Below are 20114 nucleotides of genomic sequence, written 5' to 3' on the forward strand. Positions count from 1 at the left end.
TGACTGAGCCTCACGCCCACGGTGCCGCGAGAATAGAAAGGTCTGGACCACGGGTCAATAGGTCTGGACCACTCTCGTATACGGCTCCTAGACCCCCAACTCCTGCGCCAGCACCGCCGCTTGCACCCGGCTGCGCAGCTCCAGCTTCCCCAGCAGACGGCTGACGTGCGTCTTCACCGTGGCCTCCGCCATGTCGAGGCGGCCGGCGATGTCGGCGTTGGACAGGCCCTCCCCGAGACAGGAGAACACCTCGCGTTCCCGTCGGGTGAGGGTGTCGAGCACGGCCGGATCGACGCTCGTCCCGCGCACCGGCCTGGCGGCGAACTCGGCGATCAGGCGCCGGGTGACGGCCGGGGCGACGATCCCCTCACCCCGCGCCACCGTGCGCACGGCCGTGATGAGGTCCTTGGCCTCCGTGTTCTTCAGCAGGAAACCGGCGGCACCGGCCCGCAGCGCCCCGAAGACGTACTCGTCCAGGTCGAAGGTGGTCAGCACGAGGACGTCCGCGAGCCCTTCCCCGACGACCTCCCGGGTCGCCGACACCCCGTCCAGACGCGGCATCTGAATGTCCATCAGCACCAGGTCCGGCCGAAGCTCGCGGGCCAGCGCCACCGCCTGCTCACCGTCCGCCGCCTCACCGACCACCTCGATGCCGGGGGCGCTGCGCAGGATGAGGACCAGCCCGGCGCGGACGGCGGACTGGTCCTCGGCGACGAGAACCCTGACTGCGCGGCTCATTCGGGGGCTCCTTCATCCAGGGGCAGGGTGGCGCGCACGGTCCAGAACCGGCCGTCGGGACCGGCGTCGAACGTCCCGCCGAGCAGCGCGGCCCGCTCGCCCATCCCGACCAGTCCGGCGCCGGATCCCGGGGCGCGCGGCCCGTCCCGGTCGCCGTACGGACTGCGCACGGCGACGGTCAGCGCACCGTCCCGTCGGCCGAGCGTCACCGTGACCGGGCCGGGGCACGCGTGCTTGAGGGCGTTGGTCAGCGACTCCTGGACGATGCGGTAGGCGGCGAGTTCGACCGGCGCGGGCACCGTGCCGTGGTGGCAGGCGTCCAGGGTGACGTCCAGGCCGTTGGCGCGGGCTCCGTCGACGAGGGCGGTGAGGCCGTCGAGGGTGGGGACGGCAGCGGGTTCGTGGTCGCCGTCGCGCAGGATGCCGATCAGACGGCGCATCTCGGCGAGCCCGTCGACGCTGTTCTCCCGGATCACCGAGAGGGCCTCCCGGGAGGTCGCCGGGTCGTCGATGGACAGCGCGGCCGTGGAGTGGATGGCGATCGCGGAGAGGTGGTTGGCCACCATGTCGTGCAACTCCCGTGCCATCCGGGCGCGTTCGGCGGTGACGGCCTGGGTGCGGTCCATCTCCGCGAGCAGCGCGGTCTGTTCGGCGCGCAGCCTCGCCGCCTCGGCGGCGTCACGGTGGTTGCGCACGATCCAGCCGGTCGAGGCGGGCGCGTACGCCACGACTCCGACGACCACGCCGATCAGCAGCGCCTCCGGCACCCGCCAGACCGCGAACGGCACCAGCGTCGCGGCCACGGTCAGCAGCCCGGTGATCCACTGGATGCGACGGGCCGAGGCGAGCGGGCCGTAGAGGACGGCCGCGTAGACGACGTCGGTGAACATCAGGACCGTGGCGAGGTTGCCCTGGGTCACCAGGTCGGCGCAGATCGCGGCGGTGCCGGTGAGCAGGGCCGCCCGGGGGGCCGTGCGGCGCAGCAGCTCGCAGCCGGCCAGCACGGTGAGCGGCACGAGGACCGGCCAGGGGCCGTCGAAGAGCGTCATCGGGTCGCTGGACGGACGCGTCCCGAGGCCGATGCCCACCAGCAGCAGACCGCCGAGCAGGCCGCCGGCCGCGATGTACACGTCGAAGCGGTGCGGGCGGGGGAGGGCCATGACCCCCATCCAACACGGTGTCCGCACCCCGCGCCTGATCCCCGGGAACGGTCCTGGACTGCATCTTTCGATGTACGGCGGTCTCGTCACCGCCGACGACGAAACGGGCCGGGGCCACCGGGAGCCTGGAAGGGTGAGCGAAGGGAGCGTGTCGTGGTCGTCGGACTGATCATCGCCTGTGAGGTGGCCTTCTGGGTGCTGCTCGCGGCCGGACTGGCCTTCCGCTACGGGCTGCGCATGCCGCGCGTGGGGCTGGCCCTGCTGCTGTGCGAGCCGCTCCTCGAGCTCGTGCTGTTCACGGTCACCGCGATCGACCTCAAGAACGGGGCCGAGCCCGACTGGAAGCACGGCCTGGCGGCCGTCTACATCGGCTTCACCGTGGGTCTCGGCCACTCGACGATCAAGTGGGCGGACGCCCGGGTCGCGCACCGGTTCGCGGGCGGGCCGGCGCCGGTGAAGCCACCGAAGTACGGCACGGCCCGCGCCGTCCACGAGTGGAAGGTCGCGGGCCGCTGGATCCTCGCCGCGGTCGTCGCGGTGGCCCTGCTGCAGGCCGCGGTCTGGTACGTCGGCGACGGACAGACCGAGTCGCTGCGGGCCTGGCAGCAGCGGATGCTGTGGGTGATCGGCATCAACCTGGTCATCGCCGGCAGCTACACGCTGTTCCCGAAACAGCAGCGCTAGCGCTCCCCGCCCGGCACCCACAGCACGTCCCCGACGTCCTTGTTGGCCGTCCGCGCCAGGATGAACAGCAGGTCGGACAGGCGGTTGAGGTAGGTCGCCGTGAGCGGGTTCATGTGGTCGCCGTGGACCTCCAGGGCCGCCCACGTGGAACGCTCGGCACGCCGTACGACCGTGCAGGCCTGGTGGAGCAGGGCCGCGCCCGGGGTGCCGCCCGGCAGGATGAAGGACCGCAGCTTCTCCAGCCGCTCGTTGAAGCGGTCGCAGTCCGCCTCCAGCTTGTCGACGTAGAACTGCTCGACACGCAGGGGCGGGAACTCGGGGTTCTCGACCACGGGCGTGGACAGGTCGGCGCCGACGTCGAACAGGTCGTTCTGCACCCGGGTGAGGACCTCGACGACCTCCTCCTCCAGGTGGCCGAGGGCGATCGCCGTACCGATCACCGCGTTCGCCTCGTTGGCGTCCGCGTACGCGGAGATCCGCAGATCGGTCTTGGCGACCCGGCTCATGTCACCGAGGGCGGTGCTGCCCTGGTCGCCGGTCCTGGTGTAGATACGCGTCAGATTGACCATGCGTCCAGCGTAGTTACGCCCCGGCTGTCCGGAACACTCGTGTGCCGACCGTCACGGCGCGCACCGTGAGAGCGACGGCGACCAAGGCGCCGCCGTACGGCATGTGCGGGCGTCCACCGGACAGCGCGGCGGCATGAGGTGCGACAGCACGTCCAGCCAGGCCGGCACCAGCGGCATCGGACGCGAGACGGGCGCGGGGCGCGAACCGGACGAAGTATCACGAGAGACACCGACGCTTCTCGACGACATGGAGGAGTTGTTGAGCGATAAGGTGCTCAACTACGCCGTACGAGACCACTCGTGACAGCTACCGGTGTGATGTCCGTCAGATGAGACGTGACGCGCATTACTAACCGGTCACACAGCCCCTCACGAGCGCTAGTGTCCGCCGCAGAGGCAACGTAAACAGGGCGTAAGGCGTTTCAAAGGGGAGTCGCAACAGTGGCACGGAAGCTTGCCGTCATCGGCGCCGGCTTGATGGGTTCCGGCATCGCCCAGGTCTCCGCCCAGGCGGGCTGGGACGTGGTCCTGCGGGACGTCACCGACGAGGCGCTGAAGCGCGGCACCGATGGCATCAAGGCTTCGTACGACAAGTTCGTGAGCAAGGGCAAACTGGAGGCGCACGACGCCGACGCCGCCCTCGCCCGGATCACCGCGACCACCGACCTGGACGCGGCCGCCGACGCCGACATCGTCGTCGAGGCCGTCTTCGAGAAGCTGGAAGTCAAGCACGAGATCTTCCGCACGCTTGACGGGATCGTGCGCCCGGACACCGTGCTCGCCTCCAACACCTCCGCGATCCCGATCACCAAGATCGCGGCGGCCACCGAGCGCCCCGAGCGGGTCGTCGGCGTCCACTTCTTCTCGCCGGTGCCGATGATGCAACTCGTCGAGCTGGTCCGCGGCTACAAGACGAGCGACGAAACCCTCGCCACCGCGCGGGAGTTCGCCGAGTCCGTCGGCAAGACGTGCATCGTCGTCAACCGGGACGTGGCCGGGTTCGTGACGACCCGTCTCATCTCCGCCCTCGTCGTCGAGGCGACCAAGCTCTACGAGTCGGGCGTCGCGACCGCCGAGGACATCGACCTCGCCTGCAAGCTGGGCTTCGGCCACGCCATGGGCCCGCTGGCGACGGCGGACCTGACCGGCGTCGACATCCTGCTGCACGCCACGAGCAACATCTACACCGAGTCCCAGGACGAGAAGTTCGCGCCGCCGGAGCTGATGCGCCGGATGGTGGACGCCGGTGACATCGGACGCAAGAGCGGGCAGGGCTTCTACAAGCACTGAATCCGCACAAGCCCCTCAGGTTTCACACCCGAGGGTGAATTCGGTATCGGTTCGCTTACAGACGGCAACCTCCGACCGCTCAACGCAGTCAGAGGTGTCATCACTGGACATCAGATTCGTGGAGTACTACACGCACTCACGGGGAGCGCATATGTACATCAGGGGCGACCACGCCGAGCTGGTCGTCGGGGGCCGCCTCGACGTCCGCAGCGCGGCGGACGCCCGTACGGTCCTGCACTCGGCCGTCGACGACGGAGCCGGCGACCTGGTGCTCGACCTGTCCGAGCTGGACTCCTGGGACGCCACCGGACTCGGGGTGATCATGGGAGCCCACCGCAGGGCCGGCCGTTGCGGCCGCCGGCTGGTGCTGCGTGACGTGCCGCCGCAGATGCAGCGCCTCCTGGTTGCCACCCGGCTGCACCGGATCCTGGCGATCGAGGGCGGCATCGGGGTGGAGTCCCTGCCCCGCGTCTGACCCGGACCGCGGCGACGAGACGCGTGTCACGCGCAATCCTCACGAGACTGTGACGTCTCGGACGGCGCGGTACCCCGGGCTGTCGTAGATACTGTGCGAAGGTTTAGGGTTCGGTCGCCCGCTGCCACAATCCCTTCGAGCGGGCCCGGACCAGAAGCGACAGCGCTGTGTGCAGCAGGCCGGGAGGGGCCGCAAACGGCACACAAGACGCTTTTGGGGGGCTTGAACCTATGGACCCGAACAACCGGGGACCCGAGGAGTACGGCCATGACGACGACGGCGCAGCGCCGCGTCAGAGGCCTCCCAGGGACTCCCTCACATCCGACTTCGGCCAGCACACGCCCGCGCTCGCCCGCACCGTGCAGCTCGTCACCGGCGACTTCCTGCTCACCGTCAACCCCGTCGACGGCAGCGAGATAGAGGCCTGCCCGCCCGGCGAACGGCCCGGACGACCCGAGAAGTACAGCGCCGCCGAACGCGCCGAGGTGGACCGCGCGGCCCGCCCGCCCGTCCCGCCCGGACCGACCCGCACCGCGCTCCACCTCCTGGCCCGCCAGGACGAACGCGAACGGCTCGTACGGCTGCTCGCCCGCGGCCGCTCGGTACGCCTGACCGGTCCCGCCGGCTCGGGCCGCACCAGCCTCCTCGACATCGTCGCCGAGGACTGCTCGGACCTCGCCCCCGACGGCGTGGTCCGCCTCAGCGGCTTCAACCGCACGGCGAGCGAGCTGCTCCACGACCTCTTCTACGCCGTCTTCAACGCGCCCCTGCACCGCCCCGACCGGGACGAGCTGCTCTCCTGCGTCCGGGAGATCGGCGCGGTCGTCGTCCTCGACGACATCGAGTTCGGCGGCGCGGCCCTCGACGAACTGCTGGACGCCACCCCCGAGTGCGCGTTCGTGATCGGCGCGACACCCGACGTGCCCGCGCCCTCGGCCGACTCCGCAGTCGAGGAGGTCTTCCTCAGCGGCCTGGAGCGCGCCGACGGCCTGGAGCTCCTGGAGCGTTCCGTCGGCCGGGTGCTGACGGAGGACGAGTCGAACTGGGCGGGCGACCTCTGGTTCGAGTCCGAGGGCCTTCCCCTGCGCTTCGTCCAGGCCGGCGCCCTGCTCAGGCAGCGCGACCGGATGCGGGCCGGGGCGAACGCCGTCGACGAGTTCGGTGTGTTCGCGGACGCGCCCCCGGTCGACGCCCCCCTCACCCCCGACGAGGGCGAGGAGATACCCCTGCCCGCGCTCGGTGAGGCCGCGGCACCGGCCCCGCTGCTCGCGTCCCGGCTGAGCGAGTCCGCGCGCGCCACCCTGCGCTTCGCCGTCGCCCTCGGCGGCGAGGTGCCCCACCAGGCGCATCTGCCCGCCCTGGTCGGGGACACCCACGCGGACGCCGCCCTCGGCGAGCTCGCGGACTCGGGCCTGGTCTCCCCGGTCGGCTCCCGCTACCGGCTCGCCGCCGGGGTCCTCACCCAGCTGGAGGCCGCCGGATACGGCGACGACACCGAGACCCGCGCCCGCACCGCCGCCCAGCACTACGGCTGGTGGGCCGGACACCCCTCGGTCACCCCCGAGCGGGTGTGCGCCGAGGCGGACGCCCTGCTCGCCGCCCTCACCGTCCTGGTCCCGGGGACCACCGCGCCCCTGGACGGCGAGGAGACCACCACCGTGCAGCTGGCCCGGACAGCGGCGCCCGCATTCGCCGCCGGCGGCCACTGGGGTGCCTGGGAGCGTGCGTTGCGGGCCGGTTCCGAGGCCTCCCGGCTGGCCGGTGAGGTGTCCGAACAGGCCTACTTCCACCACGAACTCGGCATCCTCGCGCTCTGCGGCGGACAGCTCGACCGGGCCCGCGCCGAGCTGGAAGCCTCCATCGGCCTGCGCGGCGCCCTCGCCGACAAGCGGGGCACGGTCGCGGGCCGCCGCGCGCTCGCGCTGGTCTCCGACCGGGACGGCACCACACCCGCGCCCGGGTTGGTGGGCCTCGGCGCGATGGCGGGCGAGGAGGTGCCCGACGCCCGCTACGACGAGTCGGCCTCACCGCCCGGGGGAGTCCCCGCGGCCTTCCCGCCGCTCCAGCCGCCGGCCGACTCGCAGACGATCGTCGTCCACCGCTCGCCCTCCACACCCGCGCCCTCGCGCAAGGCCAGGGGCGGACTCAAGGGCCTCGCCAAGCGCAACCTCGTCGCGGCCGGCGCGGGTGCGCTCCTGGTCGCGGTGCTCGGCACGGTCGTGACGCTGGGCGCCACCTCCGACAACGACCCGAACGCACCGTCCGACCAGGTCGGCGTCAACCCGTCGGCCAGCGTCGGCATCGACGACGGCAACCTCGGCGCGGACGTCCCGAAGAACGACGACGGCAAGGGCGACACGGGCACGGCCACGTCCCGGCCGACCGATCCGGGGCCCGACGGGACGTACGGGACTTCGGACGATCCGACGCCGACGGGTACGGCGCGGCCGTCCGACGATCCGAGTGGGACGCGCGGTGGCAGTTCGCCGAGTTCGACGAGGCCCACGTCACCGAGGCCGTCCAGCCCGTCCAACCCGCCGACCTCGCCCACCGGCAGGCCCAGCAACTCCGGTACGCCGTCGTCGACGCCGACCGGGCCGTCGAGCACGCCGACGGAGACGCCCACGTCCTCCCCGACCGACACGACCCCCACCAACTCCAACTCGGCGAGCGGGCCGGCCTCCACCGCCCCGGTGGAGACCAGCAGTTCGGCCGCCGCCCCGGAGAGCAGCACCGTGAGCTCACCGAGCGGGTCGGTCATCTAGAGACAGCGCGCGACACAAGAGGGCCGGGTCCGTCACACGGACCCGGCCCTCGTCGGCGTGGAAGAAGTCGCGCTGTCAGAACAGCCGCAGCTTGTCGTCCTCGATGCCCCGCAGCGCGTCGTAGTCCAGGACCGCGCAGCCGATGCCGCGGTCGGTGGCCAGGACGCGGGCCTGGGGCTTGATCTCCTGGGCGGCGAAGATGCCGCGCACCGGGGCGAGATGGGGGTCCCGGTTCAACAGGTCGAGGTAGCGGGTGAGTTGCTCGACGCCGTCGATCTCGCCGCGCCGCTTGATCTCCACCGCGACGGTCTGTCCTTCGGCGTCCCGGCACAGGATGTCGACCGGGCCGATGGCCGTCATGTACTCGCGGCGGATCAGGGTGTAACCGTCTCCGAGCGTTTCGATGCGGTCGGCGAGCAGTTCCTGAAGGTGTGCTTCCACGCCGTCCTTGATCAGGCCCGGATCGACGCCCAGTTCGTGCGAGGAGTCGTGGAGGACTTCCTCCATCGTGATGATGAGCTTCTCGCCCGCCTTGTTGATGACGGTCCAGACGCCTTCGTCGTCGCCGGAACCCTCCTTCAACGTGCAGGGCGGCGACATCCAGTTCAGGGGCTTGTAGGCCCGGTCGTCGGCGTGGATGGAGACGCTGCCGTCGGCCTTCACCAGGATCAGACGGGGGGCCGAGGGCAGGTGGGCGGTGAGCCGGCCCGCGTAGTCGACGGAACACCGGGCAATGACGAGACGCATGGTCGGCAACGCTACTCGACTGGCGCATGTCCACGCGATTCGGCCCGTAAGGCTGTGGAGAAACCCTGTTCACTTGTGGCCGATTGTGGGCCTGTTGGGAGTGGCCTTTGTTCGCATTCTCCTGGTGCCGTCACGGTCCGTTGCCTACCGTAGTAAACGGGAGGTCGCGAGGCGTGTACTGAGCGTGTTCGACTGCGCGAACTCCCTTTTCTGTCCGGCAACCCCTGAGGAATCGGGGGTGCGAGAGGAGAACCCATGTCGCTCGACGTCTCACCGGCCCTACTCGAGAAGGCCGAGCGAGGCGAGGTCGACGAAGCCGAATTCGTCGACTGCGTCCGGACCTCCCTGCCCTACGCATGGGAGATGATCAGCTCCCTGGTGGCCCAGCTGAAGGTCGACGGCGGCAACTTCGCCGACAACCAGACGCCCCCGCCGGACGAGCAGGCACGCGGTCAGCTGCTGCGTGCGCTTGCGAGTGACGCGATACGCGGCGCGCTGCAGCGGCACTTCGGAGTGCGGCTGGCCTTCCAGAACTGCCACCGGGTGGCGGTGTTCCCGCTGGACGTCTCGGTCGACGAGACGCTGGCCCGCTTCACCTCGGTGCGCAGTCAACTGCTCAACCAGTCCCCCGAGTTCAGGGACTGCTGAGCGGTAGCCGCTTGCTTGCCGCTCCGTACGCGGGAGGTGCATCAGTACCGGGGCGGCAAGCTCCAGCCGGACAAGGGTTCCTGCTCCACTTCAGGTCAGATGTGCCGGCACCTCTTCAGGTGAGGTGCGGCAGCACTTCCGAGCCCAGCCGCCGTACGTTCTCCTCGGTGGCCGCCAGATCTCCCGAGCCCTCGACGAGCAGGGCGAAGCGGGAGACACCCGTCCGCTCGCTGGTCGCCGCGAGGCGGTCGGCGCACAGCCGCGGGGTGCCCACCGGGTGCAGTCCGCAGAGCAGTTCGGTGTAGGCCACCGGGTCGCGCATCTGCCGTGGCCGGCCGTCGACCGTGACATGGGCGCCGAGTCCCTGCCTGAGCCAGCCCGGCATCGCCTTCACCAGAGCCTCCACCGCGTCCGTGCGCCGGTCCGCGATCTGGCAGACGCCGGCCGAGACATGGGGCGCCCCCAGGACCTTCTCCGGCGCGTGCCCGGCCGCGCGCGCCTGCCTGCGCCACAGGGCGACCATCTCCGCCTTCTCCTCGTCCCCGACGTGCATCCCGAGCAGCATCGGCAGCCCGCGCTCGGCGGCCAGCCGGACGCTCGCGGGGGAGGTGCAGGCGACGATCACCTCGGGACCGTCCGCTTCCGTGAACGACTCCGACGGCCGCGGCACGACGGGCACCTCGCGGAACCGGAAGCGCTCGCCGTCCGCCCCGACGGCAGGTTCGCGCAGCCAGCGCACCAGCAGATCGAGTGATTCCGGGAACCCCTTCTCGTAGGCCTCGAGACCGGACCCGAACACCTCCAGGTCGACCCACGGGCCGCCGCGCCCCACGCCCAGCGAGAAGCGCCCGCCGCTCGTCATGTGCAGCAGCGCGGCCTGCTCGCCGAGGGCCACGGGGTGCACCGTGGGCAGCACGCTCACGGCGGTGCCGACCCGGAGGCGGCGGGTGCGGCCCAGCAGCAGGGCCGCGAGGGTGATCGCCGACGGACAGGTGCCGTACGGCACGAAATGGTGCTCTGCCAGCCAGACCGCGTCGAGACCGGCCTCCTCGGCGACCTCGGCCGAGCGGACCGCGCGGTGCAGCGCCTCCCCCTGACCCTGTCCCGGGAACTGGGCCGCCAGGACGAATGTTCCTACGTGCATGTGCTTTTCCTGCTTCCTTGGCTCCGACGCGGAGCTCCCCCACCCGGCATAACCGTCTGACACGTGCCGAGGACACGGCCTGGCGGAGAGATTTGCCGATTGTCTGCAGAATCGGCGTCCCTGAGGGGGACTTGTGGGGGTTGGTGCCCTACGCGTACCCCGCCGCGTGCCGCGTAGGCTGGACGCGGTCCCTGCTTCCTGTATAGCCCCGTGAGGTGTCCTGTGTCCCCGCGTCGCAACCGACCCAAGGGTTCCGGTTCGTCGGAATCGGCCGGCCGGAGTGCCGAGGACGACCGTTCCGGCCGCTACGGCGGCTTCCAGTCCTCGACGCACTGGCAGGGCGAGGACTGGAACATCCGGCATGTGGCAGGGGCCAGCGCCCAGGGCAAGACGTACCGCTGCCCGGGCTGCGACCAGATGATCCCCGACGGCGTCCCGCACATCGTGGCATGGCCGGACCACTCGGGTGTCGACGAGCGCAGACACTGGCACAAGGCGTGCTGGAACGCACGGGACCGCCGCACCACGCGGGTGCAGCGGTCCCGTAACGCGCCGAGGTTCTGAGTCCTTGCGGGGGCCTTCTACACGTCCCGCTGCTCCAGCAGCGCGAAGGCGCCGGCGAACGCGACGGCCGTCACGCCCATGATGATCCACAGCGGGTCCCAGCCCGAAGGGCCGCTCTCGGTGAGGGAGTTGGAGTAGAAAACGCTGAGCTGGTTCGGGATGGAGTACTCGAACAGCGCCTGGCGCACGCCCTCCAGGGACTCCGAGACCATGAACAGCGCGATGACCAGCGGGGCCAGCACGACACCGATCATGATGGTGATCGCGCCCGCCGAGTGCCGGATGACCGAGCCGATGATCAGCGAGATCAGGCCGAGCAGCGCGATGTAGAGCGAGATGCCGAGCGTGCCCTTGAGCCACTCCTGGCCGGTCGGGGTGCGGGCGCCGTCCAGCAGGGCCACGTCCGCGAGGGCGACGACGAGGACCGAGACGAAGGTGACCGTGAAGGCCACGGTCAAGAACACGATCGACTTCGCCAGGAGGACCCGGCCGCGGGAGGGGCAGGCGACCATCGTGGTGCGGATCATGCCGGTGCCGTACTCCGAGGCCGTGGTCAGCACGCCGAGCGTGATGACGCACATGCTGCCGAGCAGCAGCCCGAAGAAGCCGAGCGAGAGCGGGTTCTCGTTGTTCATGTCCTCGGGGGAGGAGTTGGCCGCGATCAGCGCGCCGACCGCGAGGCCGATCCCGACGACGAGCATCACGAACACGCCGAGCGTCCACATCGTCGACCGCACGGACCGGATCTTCGTCCACTCCGACGCGATGGCGTGCCCGAGATGCGTGCGCACGACGGGGATCGGAGAGGTGTAACCGGGGTGCGACGGTGCACCGGCCGCCTGCCAGTTCGGCGCGGCGGCCTGCGGCATCGAAGGCTGCGGGGTACTCATCGGGCGTCCTCGGGCTCGGTCGTCGGGGCGGATCCCTGCGGGGCGGCAGGTGCGGGAGCGGCTGCGGGTGCGGGCGGTGCCTGCTGCGGCGCGGGCGCGGGCGCGGGGGCCTGCGGCGCGGGTGCGGCGGCCGGGGGCTGAGCGGCGGGAGCGGGCGCCGGGGGCTGAGCGGCGGGTGCCTGGCCCGGCGGCTGGGCCACGGGGGCGTGCGCCGGGGGCTGAGGGCCGCTCTGGGGGGCCGCGGGGCCCGACTGGGCGTACGGATTGGGCGAGGCCGCGCCGGGGCCGCCGTACGGGCCCGGCTGCGGTTGGCCCTGCGGGACCGCGAAGGGCTGCCCGCCCTGCTGGGGCGGCGGCGGGGCGTACCAGCCCGGCTGGCCCTGGCCGGGGACCGGCATGGGGGGCTGCGCGCCCGGCGGGAGGGGCTGCATCAGGCCCGCCTTCTGGTCGATGGTCGAGCGGTAGTCCACCGCGCCCTGCGTCATCCGCATGTACGCCTCCTCCAGCGAGGCCTGGTGCGGCGACAGCTCCCACAGGCGTACGTCCGAGTCGTGCGCGATGTCGCTGATGCGGGGGAGCGCCAGCCCCGTCACCCGCAGCGCGCCGTCCTGCTCCGGCAGGACGTGGCCGCCCGCCTCGGTGATCGCGGCCGACAGCTTCTCGCGCAGCTGCGGCTCGGTGTCCGGCGTGCGCACGCGCGCGAAGCCCGCGGAGTTCGCGGCGATGAAGTCCTGGATGCTCATGTCGGCGAGCAGCTGCCCGCGCCCGATGACGATGAGGTGGTCCGCGGTCAGCGCCATCTCGCTCATGAGGTGCGAGGAGACGAAGACCGTACGGCCCTCCGCGGCCAGGGCCTTCATCAGGTTGCGCACCCACAGGATGCCCTCGGGGTCGAGCCCGTTGACCGGCTCGTCGAAGAGCAGCACCTGCGGGTCGCCGAGCAGCGCGGCCGCGATCCCGAGACGCTGGCCCATGCCGAGGGAGAAGCCCTTGGACCGCTTCCTGGCCACGTCCTGGAGGCCCACCACGCCCAGCACCTCGTCCACCCGGCGGGCCGGGATCCCGGACAGCTGGGCCAGGCACAGCAGGTGGTTACGGGCCGCCCGGCCGCCGTGCACGGCCTTGGCGTCGAGCAGCGCACCGACCTGCCGGGCCGCGTTGGGCAGCCTGCGGTACGGGAAGCCGCCGATCGTCACCTGGCCGGACGTGGGGTTGTCCAGCCCCAGGATCATCCGCATGGTCGTCGACTTGCCCGAGCCGTTGGGGCCCAGGAAGCCGGTGACGGTGCCGGGACGCACCTGGAAGGAAAGGTTGTACACAGCGGTCTTGTCGCCGTAGCGCTTCGTCAGGCCGACTGCCTCGATCATGCTCCGCACCCATCGCAAGGTTCAGGACAGCGGGGCACACGCCCCCCGTAAGGGTTAGGAGCTTATCGGGGCGCTGACGGTTCCGCTCAAATGAAAGCAAAGGCCTTTCGCGTCACGCGTCCCTCTTCTTCAACAGGACATAAGCGCCGATCAGCGCCGCCGCGACCCACAGCGCCATGATCCCGAGTCCGCCCCAGGGGCCGTAGGGAGTGTCGTCGTCGATCGGGGTGACCACCTGCATGATCTTGCTGCCGGCCTGGTCGGGCAGGAACTGGCCGATCTTCTTGGTGGCCGAGACGTTGCCGAGGATGTTGGAGATCAGGAAGAAGAACGGCATCAGGATGCCCAGCGACAGCATGGGGGAGCGCAGCATCGCGGCGACGCCCATCGAGAACATCGCGATCAGGGTCATGTAGACGCCGCCGCCGATCACCGCGCGCAGCACGCCCGGGTCACCGATCTCCGCCTTGTGCGAGCCGAGCATCGCCTGCCCGAGGAAGAAGGTGACGAAGCTGGTGACGAGGCCGACGGCGAGGCAGAGCCCGGTCGCCACCGCGATCTTGCCGGCCAGGAAGGTGCCGCGCTGCGGTACTGCGGCCAGCGAGGTGCGGATCATGCCGGTGCTGTACTCGTTCGACACGACGAGCACCCCGAACACGATCATCGCGAGCTGGCCGAGGCTCATCCCGGCGAAGCTGATGAAGGTCGGGTCGAAGGAGAGCTTGTCCTCGCGGCTCATGTTGTCGAACTCGTTCTTCGACAGGGCCGAGATCAGGATGCCGAGCCCGATGGTGACGACCACGGCGAGGGAGAGCGTCCACACCGTGGAGGCCACCGAGCGGATCTTGGTCCACTCGGAGCGGATGACCTGGGTCGCCGCCATGGTCAGTTCCCCTTCCAGCCGTTGCCCCACGGCTGCTGCTGCGGCGGCGGTGCGTCGGCGGGTGTGTCGCTGTGGGCGTGGTACTCGACCGACTCCGCGGTCAGCTGCATGAACGCCTCCTCCAGGGAAGCCTGTTGGGGGCTCAGCTCGTGCAGCACGATCTGGTGCTGCGCGGCCAGCTCGCCGATGTACTCGGACTTGCTGCCGTCCACCTCCAGCGTGCCGTTGCCGGTCTCCACGACGGTGACCCCGGCCGTGTGCAGCACGTCGAGCAGCCGCTCGCGCTGCGGGGTGCGGATACGGACGTAGGTCCGCGAGTTCTGTGCGATGAAGTCGGCCATGGAGGTGTCGGCGAGCAGCCGCCCCTGGCCGATGACGACGAGGTGGTCGGCGGTCAGCGCCATCTCGCTCATCAGGTGCGAGGAGACGAAGACCGTACGGCCCTGCGCGGCAAGGGACTTCATCAGGTTGCGGATCCAGTGGATGCCCTCGGGGTCGAGCCCGTTGACCGGCTCGTCGAACATCAGGATCCGCGGGTCGCCGAGCAGCGCGCCCGCGATGCCGAGCCGCTGGCCCATCCCCAGCGAGAACCCCTTGGCCTTCTTCTTCGCGACCGCCGTCAGACCGACCGTGTCGAGCACCTCGTGCACCCGCTTCGTCGGGATGCCGTTGCTCTGCGCGAGACACAGCAGGTGGTTGTAGGCGCTGCGTCCGCCGTGCATGGCCTTGGCGTCCAGCAGCGCGCCGATGTACGTCAGCGGATCCTTGAGCTGGTCGTAGTGCTTGCCGTCGATACGGACGTCCCCCGCGGTGGGCCGGTCCAGACCCAGCATCATGCGCATGGTGGTCGACTTGCCCGCGCCGTTGGGACCGAGGAAGCCCGTGACGATGCCCGGTCTGACAGTGAAGGTCAGGTTGTTGACCGCCACCTTCTCGCCGTACCGCTTGGTCAGCCCCGCTAGCTCGATCATGCCGACCACGCTAGGGGCGCGCCCCGGCGGATGCCACTCCTATGGGCAAACGGAGACCGACGAGCACGGCAAGAAACGTGAAAACCGTCGAACCGGCTCGCGGTACGGCATGACGAAGGCCCGTACCTCCGGGGGAGACGGTACGGGCCTTCGTCATGCCGTCAGGCGGTGTTACCGGGACTGCTGGGCCGGAACCCCGCGGGAGATCGGCTCGTCCTCGACCGGGGAGCCGGCGGCGGCCACCGCGGCGCCCGTGAGCGTGGCGAGCATCTCGCGGACGTTCGTCAGCTGGGCGTTGATCGAGTCGCGACGGTTCGTCAGGGCCGCGAGCTCACGCTCGGATTCCGAACGGATCCGGTCGGCCTTGGCGTTGGCGTCGGCCACGATGTCCTCGGCCTGGCGCTGCGCGGTCTCCACCGTCTGGCGGGCGCGGCGCTCGGCGTCGGTGCGCAGCTTCTCGGCCTCGAGGCGCAGCTGCTCCGCGCGGTGCTCGATCTCCGCGAGACGCTTCTCCGCCTTCTGCTGACGGGACGCCAGGTCGCGCTCGGACTGCTCCCGGCGCTTGGCGAGGTTCGTCTCGAAGTCGGCGGCGGCCTGCGCGGCCTTGGCGCGGGTCTCCTCGAAGAGGGCGTCGGCCTCCTCGCGCTTCGACTGCGCGTCCTTCTGAGCCTCGGAACGCAGCTGAGAAGCGTCGCTCTTGGCCTTCTCGACGATCCGGACGCCCTCGTCCTCAGCCTTGGCCTTGCGCTCCGCAGCGAACGATTCTGCGTCGTTGCGGACCTGCTGGGCCGCGGACTCGGCGAGCTCGCGGTGCTGCTCGGCCGCGCGACGGGCCTCCTCGCGCAGGTCCTTGGCCTCCTCCTCGGCGAGGCGGAGGATCTTCTCGACACGCGCGCCGAGGCCGGCGTACGACGGCTCGGCGTCGCTTACCTGAGCCTGGGCGTTCTGCGTCTCGAGGTGGAGCTCCTCGATGCGCTTTTCCAGGGCGGTGATGCGGGAGAGAGCGCTGTCACGGTCGGAGACGAGCTTGGAGATCCGTTCGTCCACCTGAGCGCGGTCGTACCCACGCCGCACAAGCTCGAAGCCGTAGGGGGAAGTGTCGCTCATGGGGTTCCTGTCAAATGAGACCGGTGAGGTGATAGGGGGAATCCTAGGGGCCGAAGCGGTGTGTCATCGAGCGGATACGTGTTTGATCTGGAGAATGACACCCCTTTTGAGTGGCTAACCCTGGGACGGCTTGCCAAAAACTTGGTCAAAGGCCCCAGACGACGCCGGATTCCGACCAGTCGGTCAGCTGTCCGACGGCTTACCCGAACGAGGGGCACCGACCGCTGCGCCCGCCTTGACGCCGCCGTCCTTGCCCCCTGCCGGGGCCTCGAAGGATTCCAACGCCTCCAGGACGTCCTGGACACGGGAGATCTCGGTGTTGATGTCCTCACGGCGACGGACGAGCACCTCCAGCTCGCGCTTGCCCTCCTCGACCGTGCGCTTCGCCTCGCGGATCGCCTCGGCCTTGAGCTCCTCGGCCTCCCGGACCAGCGTGGCCTTCTTCTGCTCGGCCTCCTTGAGGAGCCCCTCGGCCTTCTTGACCGCGGCGATGCGCACCTTGCCGGCCTCCGAATTGGCCTCCGAGACCAGCTCCTTGGCCTTCGCCTGGGCCTTCGCCAGCTGCTCCTCGGACGCCTTGATGAGCGCGTCGCAGCGGTCGCCGGTCGACTTCATCGTCTCCGCGGCCTCACGGCGGGCCCGCTCGTGCAGCGCCTCGATCTCGCTCGTGATCCGCTCGCGCAGCTCCTCCGCACGCTCCCTTATGGCGGTCGCGTCCCGCCGGGCACCGACGAGCAGCTCGTCCGCGTCCGTACGGGCCTTCTCCACCCGCGTGTTGCCCTCGACCGTGGCCTCCGCCACCAGCCGGTCGGCCTCCTTGCGGGCCGCACCGACCATGCTGTCGGCCTGCGCCTCCGCGTCGGCGGTGGTCTTGAGCGCCTGCTGCTGCGCCTCGGTGAGCAGCTTGTCCGCCTCGGCGGTGGTCTCCGTGATGAGCGTGTCCACCTGCTCGGCCGCCTCGGAACGCCGCTTGTTGGCGTCCTTGCGGGCCTCGTCGAGGGTGCGGTCGGCCTCCTCGCGCGCGGAGTTGACCAGCTCCTCGGCCGCGGCCGCCGCCTCCGCCCTGACCCGCTCGGCCTCGCTGCGGATCCGCTCCGCGTGCCGCTGGGCCTGCCCGACCGTCTCGGCGGCCTCGGCACGCAGCCGCTCCGCGTCCCCGCTCGCCTCCCCGATCAGCTGCTCGGCCTGGGCGACCGACTCCGCGCGTACCCGCTCGGCCTCGGCGACGGTCTCCGAACGCAGCCGCTCGGCCTCCGCGACCGTCTCCGTGCGCAGCCGGTCGGTGTCGGTGATGGTCTCCTCGGTGAGCCGCTCCGCCTCGTTGCGCGCCTCGGTGATGAGGGTGTCGGCCTGCGTCGCCGCGTCCGAGCGGATGCGGTTGGCGTCCTCGCGGGCCTCCGCCCGGGCGCGGGCGGCGTCCTGGTCGGCCTGGGCGATGGTGTCGGAGGCCTCGGTGCGCGCCCGCTGGGCGTGCTCGGACGCGTCCGAACGCAGCCGCTCGGCCTCCGCGATCGCCTCCGAGACGGTGCGCTCGGCAAGGGACTTGGCCGCGTCCGTCTCCTCGGCGGCCTCGCGCCGGATGCGGGCGGCGTCCTCGCTGGCCCGCTCCCGCTCCGAGTAGGCGTCCGAGCGGACCCGGTCGGCCTCCTCCTGCGCCTCGCGCCGGGTGCGGTCGGCCACGTGCTCGGCGGCGGAGCGCAGCCCGGTGATCTCCTCCTGGGCCTGCTCGTGCAGCCCGGCGACCGAGTCGCGCACCTGCTGGGCGTGCTGCTCGGCCGCCGACACCATCTCGCCGGCCCGCCGGTCCGCCTCCTCGACCAGCCGTACGGCCTCGGCCTGGGCCTCCTCCACGCGGTTGCGCGCGGAAGCCAGCAGCTCCTCGCTCTGCTCGCGGGCCCGCTCACGCTCCTGGTCGGCCTCCTGGCGGGCCGAGCCGAGGTACTCCTCGGCCTCGCGGCGGCGCCGGTTGGCCTCCTCCTGGGCGGCGGCCAGCGTCTCGGACGCCTCCGTGGCGATCCGCTCGGCGGCGGCCTGCGCCTCCGCCCGGACCCGGTCCGCGGTGTCCTGGGCCTCGGACTTGAGCCGCTCCGCCTCGGCCGCGGCCTCGGAGCGCAGCCGTACGGCGACGGCCTCGCCCTCGGCGCGGGAGGCGGACGCGTCGGACGCGGCCTCGGTGCGCAGCCGGTCGGCCTCCGCCTCGGCCTGCTGCTGGAGGGTGCGGATCCGCTCGGCGGCCTCGCCGCGCAGCCGCTCGCTCTCCTCGGCGGCCTCGCGACGGATCCGCGCGGCCTCCTCGCGGGCCTCGGTCAGGGCCTGCTCGGCGGTGGCGAGACGCTCCTCGGCCTCGGTGTGCAGCCGGGTCAGCTCGTCGGCGGCCTCGACGCGGCGCGCCTCTATGGCCCGCTCGGTCTCCTCGCGCAGCTCACGGGCGGCCCGCTCGGCCTCGGCCCTGAGCTCCTCGACCTGCTCGGCGGCCTCCTCGCGGTGCCGCTCGGCCTCCTGACGGGTGCGCTGGAGGGTCTCCTCGGCCTGCCGGCGCAGCGTGGTGGCGCGCTCGATGGCCTCGGTGCGGACCTTCTCGCTGTCCGTGGTCGCGCTCTGGCGCAGCTCGTCGGCGTCCGCCTTGGCCTTGGAGAGCAGCTCCTCGGCGGTCTTGGCGGCCTCCTCGATCTGCTGGACGGCCTCCTTGCGGGCCTCCGCGCGGATCTTCTCGCCCTCGGCGACCGCGTCGGCGCGCAGCTGCTCGGCCTCGCCGCGCAGCCGGCGGGCCTCCTCCTGCAGCTCGACCGTCTTGGCGCGGTACTCCTTGGTGTCGTCCTTCGCCGTGCCCTTGAGCTGTTCGGCGATGTCGTGCGCCTCGGCGCGCAGCCGGTCCGCCTCGGTCTCCGCCTCACGACGGATCCGCTCGGCCTCCTCGGTGGCGGCCCTGGTGGTCCGCTGCGCGTCCTCCTGCGCCTTGTTGAGGACGTCCTCGGCGGTCTTGGCGGCCTTGGACAGCTGGGTCGCGCTCTCCTCGGCGGTGAGCGTGCGGGCCTTCTCCGCGGCCTCGGTGACGATCTTCTCGGCCTCGGCGCGGGCGTCCGCGACGATCTGCTCGGCGGCCTCCTTGGTCGCCTCGGCCTCCTGGCTGGCCTCGCTGACCAGCCGGGCGACCTGCTCCTTGGCCGTACGGGTGCGCTGTTCGTTGGCCGACTCCGCGCTCGCGAGCGTCTTCTCGGCGGCCGACTTCGCCTCGCTGAGCACCTTCTCGGCCTCGGCCTGCGCCTTGCGCAGCGCCTCCTCGGCCTCCGTCATCCGCTGCTCGGCGGCCCGGCTGAGCTCGGTGGCCTGGCGGCGGGCGCTGTCCGACTCGGTCGCCGTGGACGTGCGCAGCTGCTCGGCGTGGTCGGTGGCCTCCTGGGCCTGCGTGGAGGCGCTCTCCAGAAGCCGCTCGGCGTCCGCGCGGGCGCGCCGCAGCAGCTGCTCGGCCTCCGCGCGGGCCGCCTCGGCCTCGCTCTGCAGACGCTGGCGGGCCTCGCTGGTGACCCGCTCGGCCTCGGCGCGGGCGGCCGCCATGGCCTGCTCGGCCTCCGCGCGGGACTCCTCCAGGAGCCGGCGGGCCTGGGACTCGCTGCGGGCGCGCAGCTGCTCGGCCCACGCCACGTTCTCGTTGACGTGCGACTCGACGGTCTGCCGGCGCTCGGCCAGCTCCTGGTCGAGCTGCTGCCGGCGGGTGACCGCCTCCTGGTGCAGCTCCGCCTGCAGCCGTGCGGCCTGCTCGGCGTGCTCCTGGAGGATGCGCTGGGTCTGGGCGCGGACCTGGCTCAGCTCGCGCTCGGCGTCCTGGCGCAACTGGTCGGCCTGGATCTGCGCGTTGCGCAGCAACTGCTCGGCCTGGTAGCCGATGTCACCGCCGCCGAATTCGGGCCGGGACATGAGGGTGCGCCGCGCCTCGTGCAACTTGGCGCGCAGCACCTCGACCTGGTAGCCGAGGTCCTCGGCGTGCTGGATCGCCTTTTCCCGCTCGGTCTTCAGCCGATCCATCTCGGCCTCGAACCGAGAGAGGTGGTCGACGTCAGCCGCCGGCTCTCGCTCCTGGCGTTCGTAGCCCCGCACTGCGCGGTCCCATCCGT

At 71.4% G+C, this 20114-nt stretch carries 17 protein-coding genes and 2 pseudogenes; 7 read left to right on the forward strand and 12 right to left on the reverse strand.

The window, feature by feature from the left end; all coding sequences use genetic code 11:
• Positions 1 to 87: 87 nt before the first annotated feature.
• Positions 88 to 738, reverse strand: coding sequence for a response regulator transcription factor (locus IOD14_RS07685; protein WP_123991668.1), 651 nt, complete (start codon positions 736 to 738; stop codon positions 88 to 90).
• Positions 735 to 1898 (reverse strand): histidine kinase, encoded by a 1164-nt coding sequence (locus tag IOD14_RS07690; protein WP_123991669.1) that lies wholly within the window; start codon positions 1896 to 1898, stop codon positions 735 to 737. Before IOD14_RS07690 ends, IOD14_RS07685 begins: the two co-directional genes overlap by 4 nt.
• A gap of 153 nt (positions 1899 to 2051) precedes the next feature.
• On the opposite strand from IOD14_RS07690, the gene IOD14_RS07695 reads away from it, so the two are divergent.
• Complete coding sequence (locus IOD14_RS07695) at positions 2052 to 2582, forward strand: hypothetical protein (RefSeq protein ID WP_123991670.1); 531 nt, start codon at positions 2052 to 2054, stop codon at positions 2580 to 2582.
• Here the strand turns inward: IOD14_RS07695 and IOD14_RS07700 are convergent.
• Both IOD14_RS07700 and IOD14_RS44205 read right to left on the reverse strand, forming a co-directional pair.
• Positions 2579 to 3151: a cob(I)yrinic acid a,c-diamide adenosyltransferase gene (locus IOD14_RS07700; RefSeq protein ID WP_123991671.1), complete on the reverse strand. Its 573-nt coding sequence runs from the start codon at positions 3149 to 3151 to the stop codon at positions 2579 to 2581. The two genes, IOD14_RS07695 and IOD14_RS07700, sit on opposite strands and share 4 nt — an antisense overlap.
• 13 nt (positions 3152 to 3164) lie before the next feature.
• Positions 3165 to 3331, reverse strand: a pseudogene (locus tag IOD14_RS44205) (ABC transporter permease); the annotation flags it as partial.
• Here IOD14_RS44205 and IOD14_RS07705 point away from each other — a divergent pair.
• The 4 genes and pseudogenes from IOD14_RS07705 to IOD14_RS07720 form a co-directional block, all read left to right on the forward strand.
• Positions 3327 to 3455 (forward strand): annotated as a pseudogene (locus IOD14_RS07705) (TetR/AcrR family transcriptional regulator); the annotation flags it as partial. The pseudogenes IOD14_RS44205 and IOD14_RS07705 overlap by 5 nt on opposite strands.
• Positions 3456 to 3592: 137 nt before the next feature.
• Positions 3593 to 4441, forward strand: coding sequence for a 3-hydroxyacyl-CoA dehydrogenase family protein (locus tag IOD14_RS07710; RefSeq protein WP_123991672.1), 849 nt, complete (start codon positions 3593 to 3595; stop codon positions 4439 to 4441).
• Positions 4442 to 4592: 151 nt separating this feature from the next.
• Positions 4593 to 4916 carry an STAS domain-containing protein gene (locus tag IOD14_RS07715; RefSeq protein WP_020136551.1) on the forward strand — a complete coding sequence of 108 codons (324 nt, stop codon included), beginning with the start codon at positions 4593 to 4595 and terminating at the stop codon, positions 4914 to 4916.
• A 230-nt stretch (positions 4917 to 5146) separates the two neighbouring features.
• A complete protein-coding gene (locus tag IOD14_RS07720; protein ID WP_123991674.1) occupies positions 5147 to 7681 on the forward strand; it encodes an ATP-binding protein in 2535 nt (844 codons plus the stop codon).
• Positions 7682 to 7756: 75 nt separating this feature from the next.
• Here IOD14_RS07720 and nucS read toward each other — a convergent pair whose 3' ends face one another.
• A complete protein-coding gene (gene nucS, locus IOD14_RS07725; RefSeq protein WP_123991675.1) occupies positions 7757 to 8428 on the reverse strand; it encodes an endonuclease NucS in 672 nt (223 codons plus the stop codon).
• A 255-nt stretch (positions 8429 to 8683) separates the two neighbouring features.
• On the opposite strand from nucS, the gene IOD14_RS07730 reads away from it, so the two are divergent.
• Entirely contained in the window at positions 8684 to 9076 is a 393-nt protein-coding gene (locus IOD14_RS07730) for an SCO5389 family protein (RefSeq protein ID WP_123991676.1), read from the forward strand.
• Positions 9077 to 9191: 115 nt separating this feature from the next.
• Here the strand turns inward: IOD14_RS07730 and IOD14_RS07735 are convergent, their stop codons facing one another.
• Entirely contained in the window at positions 9192 to 10220 is a 1029-nt protein-coding gene (locus IOD14_RS07735) for an LLM class flavin-dependent oxidoreductase (RefSeq protein ID WP_123991677.1), read from the reverse strand.
• Between the two features lie 222 nt (positions 10221 to 10442).
• Here IOD14_RS07735 and IOD14_RS07740 point away from each other — a divergent pair, with 222 nt between their 5' ends.
• The gene (locus IOD14_RS07740; RefSeq protein ID WP_123991678.1) at positions 10443 to 10784 is read left to right on the forward strand and encodes an ATP/GTP-binding protein; all 342 of its coding nucleotides are present in this window, start codon (positions 10443 to 10445) and stop codon (positions 10782 to 10784) included.
• A gap of 17 nt (positions 10785 to 10801) precedes the next feature.
• Here the strand turns inward: IOD14_RS07740 and IOD14_RS07745 are convergent, their stop codons facing one another.
• The 6 genes from IOD14_RS07745 to scy all read right to left on the reverse strand — a co-directional run bounded on the left by IOD14_RS07745 (position 10802) and on the right by scy (position 20097).
• Positions 10802 to 11674, reverse strand: coding sequence for an ABC transporter permease subunit (locus tag IOD14_RS07745; RefSeq protein ID WP_123991679.1), 873 nt, complete (start codon positions 11672 to 11674; stop codon positions 10802 to 10804).
• Positions 11671 to 13041, reverse strand: coding sequence for an ABC transporter ATP-binding protein (locus IOD14_RS07750; protein ID WP_212669928.1), 1371 nt, complete (start codon positions 13039 to 13041; stop codon positions 11671 to 11673). The genes IOD14_RS07745 and IOD14_RS07750 overlap by 4 nt, the downstream gene beginning before the upstream one ends.
• Positions 13042 to 13153: 112 nt before the next feature.
• Positions 13154 to 13924 carry an ABC transporter permease gene (locus IOD14_RS07755; protein ID WP_174269237.1) on the reverse strand — a complete coding sequence of 257 codons (771 nt, stop codon included), beginning with the start codon at positions 13922 to 13924 and terminating at the stop codon, positions 13154 to 13156.
• A gap of 2 nt (positions 13925 to 13926) precedes the next feature.
• Positions 13927 to 14895 carry an ABC transporter ATP-binding protein gene (locus IOD14_RS07760; protein WP_123991681.1) on the reverse strand — a complete coding sequence of 323 codons (969 nt, stop codon included), beginning with the start codon at positions 14893 to 14895 and terminating at the stop codon, positions 13927 to 13929.
• Between the two features lie 171 nt (positions 14896 to 15066).
• The gene (locus IOD14_RS07765; RefSeq protein ID WP_020136541.1) at positions 15067 to 16002 is read right to left on the reverse strand and encodes a cellulose-binding protein; all 936 of its coding nucleotides are present in this window, start codon (positions 16000 to 16002) and stop codon (positions 15067 to 15069) included.
• A 183-nt stretch (positions 16003 to 16185) separates the two neighbouring features.
• Complete coding sequence (gene scy / locus IOD14_RS07770) at positions 16186 to 20097, reverse strand: polarized growth protein Scy (protein ID WP_212669929.1); 3912 nt, start codon at positions 20095 to 20097, stop codon at positions 16186 to 16188.
• Positions 20098 to 20114 lie beyond the last annotated feature (17 nt).

This window comes from Streptomyces sp. A2-16, from assembly GCF_018128905.1.
Taxonomy (GTDB): Bacteria; Actinomycetota; Actinomycetes; order Streptomycetales; family Streptomycetaceae; genus Streptomyces.

Excerpts from the sequence above, each read along its gene's own strand:
- IOD14_RS07685 (WP_123991668.1), bottom strand. The coding sequence starts at position 738 with ATGAGCCGCGCAGTCAGGGTTCTCGTCGCCGAGGACCAGTCCGCCGTC.
- IOD14_RS07690 (WP_123991669.1), bottom strand. The coding sequence starts at position 1,898 with ATGGCCCTCCCCCGCCCGCACCGCTTCGACGTGTACATCGCGGCCGGC.
- IOD14_RS07700 (WP_123991671.1), bottom strand. The coding sequence starts at position 3,151 with ATGGTCAATCTGACGCGTATCTACACCAGGACCGGCGACCAGGGCAGC.
- IOD14_RS07715 (WP_020136551.1), top strand. The coding sequence starts at position 4,593 with ATGTACATCAGGGGCGACCACGCCGAGCTGGTCGTCGGGGGCCGCCTC.
- IOD14_RS07720 (WP_123991674.1), top strand. The coding sequence starts at position 5,147 with ATGGACCCGAACAACCGGGGACCCGAGGAGTACGGCCATGACGACGAC.
- nucS (WP_123991675.1), bottom strand. The coding sequence starts at position 8,428 with ATGCGTCTCGTCATTGCCCGGTGTTCCGTCGACTACGCGGGCCGGCTC.
- IOD14_RS07730 (WP_123991676.1), top strand. The coding sequence starts at position 8,684 with ATGTCGCTCGACGTCTCACCGGCCCTACTCGAGAAGGCCGAGCGAGGC.
- IOD14_RS07735 (WP_123991677.1), bottom strand. The coding sequence starts at position 10,220 with ATGCACGTAGGAACATTCGTCCTGGCGGCCCAGTTCCCGGGACAGGGT.
- IOD14_RS07745 (WP_123991679.1), bottom strand. The coding sequence starts at position 11,674 with ATGAGTACCCCGCAGCCTTCGATGCCGCAGGCCGCCGCGCCGAACTGG.
- IOD14_RS07750 (WP_212669928.1), bottom strand. The coding sequence starts at position 13,041 with ATGATCGAGGCAGTCGGCCTGACGAAGCGCTACGGCGACAAGACCGCT.
- IOD14_RS07755 (WP_174269237.1), bottom strand. The coding sequence starts at position 13,924 with ATGGCGGCGACCCAGGTCATCCGCTCCGAGTGGACCAAGATCCGCTCG.
- IOD14_RS07760 (WP_123991681.1), bottom strand. The coding sequence starts at position 14,895 with ATGATCGAGCTAGCGGGGCTGACCAAGCGGTACGGCGAGAAGGTGGCG.
- IOD14_RS07765 (WP_020136541.1), bottom strand. The coding sequence starts at position 16,002 with ATGAGCGACACTTCCCCCTACGGCTTCGAGCTTGTGCGGCGTGGGTAC.